The organism is Hydrogenophaga sp. (assembly GCF_041633695.1).
Taxonomy (GTDB): domain Bacteria; phylum Pseudomonadota; class Gammaproteobacteria; order Burkholderiales; family Burkholderiaceae_C; genus Hydrogenophaga.
Map to the genome: position 1 here is coordinate 1 of NZ_JBFJMY010000513.1, position 2,694 is coordinate 2,694.

The 2,694-nt window shown below is 63.8% G+C and carries 2 protein-coding genes and 1 pseudogene; all 3 read left to right on the forward strand.

Features of this window, described 5'->3' with window-relative positions:
* Positions 1-511 (forward strand): annotated as a pseudogene (fadH, locus tag ABYB95_RS20940) (NADPH-dependent 2,4-dienoyl-CoA reductase); the annotation flags it as partial.
* A 64-nt stretch (positions 512-575) separates the two neighbouring features.
* Complete coding sequence (locus ABYB95_RS20945) at positions 576-1,370, forward strand: enoyl-CoA hydratase/isomerase family protein (RefSeq protein WP_008905472.1); 795 nt, start codon at positions 576-578, stop codon at positions 1,368-1,370.
* A gap of 15 nt (positions 1,371-1,385) precedes the next feature.
* Positions 1,386-2,552, forward strand: coding sequence for an acyl-CoA dehydrogenase family protein (locus tag ABYB95_RS20950; RefSeq protein WP_372661454.1), 1,167 nt, complete (start codon positions 1,386-1,388; stop codon positions 2,550-2,552).
* Positions 2,553-2,694: the final 142 nt, after the last annotated feature.

Consider the following 2,694-nt stretch of genomic DNA (forward strand, 5'->3'; position numbering starts at 1 on the left):
CTTCGACGTGTCCACCTTTCTGCTGCATGACGAGCATGCGGGTAAGGCGACCAACGCGCCCCAGGCGGTCGAGCAGTTTCACGCTGAATGGGGTGTTGACACCTCGCCCTCAGCCGCTGGCGGCCTGAAACCGATGCAGCCGGTCAGCTCGCCACGCGAAGTTACCCTGTTGCAGCGCAAGCCGGAAAAACCCGGACGCAGCCTGGGCATGACCACCGGCTGGGCGCTCAAGGCCGAGTTGGCGCGGCGCGGCCTGCGCACGCTCTCGGGCTGCACCTATGAACGCATCGACGATGCCGGCCTGCACCTGAGCATCAACGGCATGCCGCAAACGCTGGCCGTGGACACCATCGTCCTGTGTGCCGGCCAGGACAGCGAGAACGCACTGGTTGCCGAACTGCGTGCGCTCGGCCTCGCGCCCGATGTCATCGGCGGCGCCGAGCTGGCCGCCGAACTCGACGCCTTGCGCGCCATTGACCAGGGCACACGCCTCGGTCTGGCGATCATCTGAAACCACTTCATTTCGAATGCGACAACACCGCATTCTCGCGCCGGGTTCAAAACTGGAGCAACTGATGGAAGAACAAACTGCTGACAACGTACGTTGGAGTGTGGCCAGGGACATTGGCCGGATCGTGCTCGACCGCAGCGACGGCCCTCACACGATCTCTCTCGCGTCCACTGCTGCACTGGCCCGCGCAGTTGCCGAGATTGCCGCAGCAAAGCCGCGGGTCGTATTGCTGACCGGCAGCGGAACGATATTCTGCGCCGGCGGGGATATCGCCGAGATGCGCCAACACGCTGGAACGCTCGACGTCTATATTGACGAGCTCGTGGGCATCGCGCACCCGGCGCTACTGCGACTGTCGGAACTGCCGGTGCCGGTGGTGACAGCCATCAACGGCTCGGTCGGCGGTGGCGGCATCGGCTGGGCACTTTGCGGCGACTTCGCTCTGGCGGCAGCATCAATGAAGCTGCGCACAGGGTACGCAGCCATCGGCTTGTCCCCTGACATGGGCGCATCCCACTTCATCAACCGACGCATCGGCTCGCTGCGCGCGCGCCAGCTTCTCATGCTCAGTGACCCCATCGACGCTCGCCGATGCCTCGACTTCGGCTTGGTGGACGAAGTCGTGCCTGACGCCGAGTTGGGCGCTCGCGCCCAAACCCTGTGCGAACGACTGGCCCGTGCGCCCACCGCCTCGATGGCTGGCATCAAGCAACTGTGCGAAGGCGCCGCGCGACGCAACCTGCACGAGCAAATGGCGCTCGAGAGGTCTCTGATTGAAGCTCGCGCCCGAAGTAGCGATGCAAGTGAAGGCGTGCAGGCCTTTCTGGAAAAGCGCGCCCCACGTTTCAGCGGGCGTTGAACAGCGTTCTCATCCATGAATTTCACACCCAACCCAGAACACGAAACCATCCGCGAAGCGATCGGCAAAATCTGCGCCCGCTTCGACGACAGCTACTGGCTCGAACGCGACAAGGTTGGCGGCTTTCCGCACGAGCTGCACCGCGCCCTGGCCGACGGCGGCTGGCTCGGTGTTTGCCTGCCGCAGGAATATGGCGGCGGCGGCCTGGGCATCAGTGAAGCGACCGTGATGATGCAGGCCATCTCGCAGTCGGGTGCCGGACTGTCTGGCGCATCGGCCGTGCACATGAATATTTTCGGTTTGCAGCCCGTGGCCGTGTTTGGCAACGAGGAGCAAAAACGCCGCATGCTGCCTCCGCTGATCCAGGGCAAGGAGAAAGCCTGCTTCGCCGTCACCGAACCCAACACCGGCCTGAACACCACCCGCCTGAAAACCCGTGCCGAGCGGGTTGGCGACCACTATGTGCTGTCCGGCCAAAAGGTCTGGATATCGACCGCCCAGGTGGCCGAGAAGATGCTCATTCTGGCGCGCACCACGCCGATCGAGGACTGCAAGAAACCGACCTTCGGCCTGAGCCTGTTCTACACCGACCTCGACCGCCGTTTTGTCGAGGTGCGCGAAATCGAAAAGATGGGGCGCAAGGCGGTCGACTCGAACGAACTCTTCATCGACTGCCTGCGGGTGCCGGTGGAGGACCGCATCGGCGAAGAGGGCCGCGGCTTTGAGTACATCCTGCATGGCATGAACCCGGAGCGGGTGCTGATCGCGGGCGAGGCCGTCGGCCTGGGTCGGGCGGCGCTGCAGGTAGCCGTCAAGTACGCCCGCGAGCGCGTGGTCTTTGACAGGCCTATCGGGCAGAACCAGTCGATCCAGCATCCGCTGGCGCAATCATGGATGGAGCTGGAAGCCGCCGAAATGATGGCGATGCGCGCGGCCTGGAAATACGACAACGGCCTGCCCTGCGGCGCCGATGCCAATGCCGCCAAGTACATGGCGGCCGAGGCTGGTTTCAACGCCTGCCAGCGCGCCATGGCCACGCTGGGCGGCTATGGCTACGCCAAGGAATACCACGTCGAACGCTACCTGCGCGAGATCATGATTCCGCGCATCGCGCCGATCAGCCCGCAACTCATCCTGTGCTTCATCGCCGAGAAGGTGCTGGGGCTGCCCAAATCCTATTGACATTCACGACCAGCAACCACCCCATCATGACCACCACCCACAACAGCGAACGCGCTGAACAACTGACCATGCTGCGCGAAAGCGCGCTCAGTTTCGTCACCAAAGAATCACCACTCAACCGCGCCCGCGCCCTGCGCCAGCA